The sequence below is a fragment of the Mesorhizobium sp. M7A.F.Ca.ET.027.02.1.1 genome (assembly GCF_004022985.1).
In the GTDB taxonomy this organism is placed as follows: domain Bacteria; phylum Pseudomonadota; class Alphaproteobacteria; order Rhizobiales; family Rhizobiaceae; genus Mesorhizobium.
Map to the genome: position 1 here is coordinate 1 of NZ_RZOL01000686.1, position 1,771 is coordinate 1,771.

Annotated in this window: 1 protein-coding gene and 1 pseudogene; one reads left to right on the forward strand and one right to left on the reverse strand. The window is 66.5% G+C overall.

All coding sequences use genetic code 11. The annotated features are described in order from the left end of the window. Nucleotides 1-262: hypothetical protein (locus tag EN749_RS38365; RefSeq protein WP_210214756.1), on the reverse strand; the 262-nt coding region annotated here is incomplete at its 3' end. Here EN749_RS38365 and EN749_RS35120 point away from each other — a divergent pair. Further along, nucleotides 255-1,771, forward strand: a pseudogene (locus tag EN749_RS35120) (DNA mismatch repair protein MutS); the annotation flags it as partial. The gene EN749_RS38365 and the pseudogene EN749_RS35120 sit on opposite strands and share 8 nt — an antisense overlap.

A 1,771-nucleotide genomic window follows, 5' to 3' on the forward strand; every position in this document is an offset into this window, starting at 1 on the left:
GCACTGACGGACGGACCGCTGTTCTCGGTTTTCCTGGCCATGATGTTCTTGATTTCCTCACCGGTGCAGCACCTCCTTGAAGCGGGTGCTTTGTTTCGGTCCGAATTAAGACCACGCGCCGCCGCGTGTAAACCGCCAGCGCGCGGGAATCGCCGTCCGCATCGGCAATTGCGGACAAGCTGCCGTCCCGTCGTCCCCTGTTTTTCGAAGCGCCGGCATTAAACCGCATCATCACATCTGCTAGCGTGCCGCGCATGAACATGCACAGCCCGAACGAGCCAGACGCCCCCGAGGCGATGACGCCGGCGCCGACCGTCCATGCCGGCGCCACGCCGATGATCGAGCAATTTATCGAGATCAAGGCGGCGAACCCCGATTCGCTGCTGTTCTATCGCATGGGCGATTTCTACGAGCTGTTCTTCGATGATGCCGAGAAGGCGAGCCGGGCGCTCGGCATCGTGCTGACCAAGCGGGGGAAGTATCAAGGGCTCGACATCCCGATGTGCGGGGTGCCGGTGCATGCCGCCGACGACTATCTGCAAAAGCTGATCGGCCAGGGCTTCCGCGTCGCCGTCTGCGAACAGATCGAGGATCCGGCCGAGGCCAAGAAACGCGGCGGCAAATCGGTGGTGCGCCGCGACGTCGTGCGGCTGGTGACACCGGGCACCATCACCGAGGACAAATTGCTGGCGCCCTCGGAATCGAGTTTCCTGATGGCGCTGGGGCGGGTGAAGGGCGGAGCCGATCACAGTTTCGCGCTGGCCTGGATCGACATCTCGACCGGCGCCTTCCGCGTCACCGACACCACCGCCGACCGGCTGCTGGCCGACATCTTCCGTGTCGATCCGCGCGAGCTGATCGTCGCCGAGCCGGTGTTCCACGATCCGGAGTTGAAGCCGGTGTTCGAGGTGCTCGGCCGCGTCGCCAGCCCGCAGCCGCCGTCGCTGTTCGATTCGGCCTCGGCCACGGGACGCATCGGCCGCTTCTTCGATGTGGCGACACCGGACTCCTTTGGCGCCTTTTCGCGCGCCGAACTGTCGGCGATCTCCGGCGCCATCGCCTACGTCGAGAAGACGCAGAAGGCCGAGCGCCCGCCGCTGTCGCGGCCCGAGCGCGAAGAGCAGGGCTCGACCCTGTTCATCGATCCGGCGACACGCGGCAATCTGGAACTGCTGCGCACGCTGTCGGGCAGCCGCGAAGGGTCGCTGTTCAAGGCGATCGACCGCACGGTGACCGGCGGCGGCGCAAGGTTGCTCGCCGACCGGCTGATGGCGCCGCTGACCGATCCCGCGGCCATCGGCGCCAGGCTGGATTCGGTGTCGTTCTTCCGTTCCGAAACGCGGCTCTGCCAAGCGGTGCGGTCGAGCCTGAAGAGCGTTGCCGACATGCCGCGCGCACTGTCGAGGCTGGCGCTCAACCGGGGTGGGCCGCGCGACCTTGGCGCGCTGCGCGCCGGCTTCGAGGCGGCAGGCGCGATCGCCGAAATCTTTGCCGCGACCGCCCTGCCCCCGGAACTTGCGGCGGCATTGGCCGCCATCCATGCTCTGCCCGAGGCGCTGGCCCAGCATCTGACCCAGGCGCTTGGCGACGAACTGCCGCTGCTCAAGCGCGATGGCGGCTTCTTGCGCGGCGGCTACCATGCCGATCTCGACGAGATGCGGGCGCTGCGCGACGAATCGCGAAAGGTGATCGCCGGGCTGGAGCGCTCGCTGATCAACGAGACCGGCATCCGCTCGCTGAAAATCCGGCACAACAATGTGCTTGGCTACTA